The sequence below is a fragment of the Pseudomonas sp. SIMBA_068 genome, assembly GCF_046534705.1.
GTDB classification, from domain to species: Bacteria; Pseudomonadota; Gammaproteobacteria; order Pseudomonadales; family Pseudomonadaceae; genus Aquipseudomonas; species Aquipseudomonas putida.
Window position 1 is genome coordinate 1 of sequence record NZ_JAWRYI010001114.1, and the last position, 252, is coordinate 252.

Annotated in this window: 1 tRNA gene; it reads right to left on the minus strand. The window is 49.6% G+C overall.

Annotated elements, in window-relative coordinates:
* Window positions 1–154: 154 nt before the first annotated feature.
* Window positions 155–239 (minus strand) — tRNA-Leu (locus tag SB756_RS32950).
* Window positions 240–252 lie beyond the last annotated feature (13 nt).

The following is a 252-nucleotide window of genomic DNA, read 5'->3' on the forward strand; positions in this document are numbered from 1 at the left end:
CCATGACGGTGCGCTACCAGGCTGCGCTACGTGCCGACTCGTGGCTGCTAATACTACCGTTTTCCACACCGATTGCAAGTAAGATATTTCGCTAACTGATTTATAATTAATCAGTTAGCGATAAAACGCTTCTCGTACAACGCTTTCTGGTGAATGGTGCGGGAGGCGAGACTTGAACTCGCACACCTTGCGGCGCCAGAACCTAAATCTGGTGCGTCTACCAATTTCGCCACTCCCGCAAAAAAAGATGGT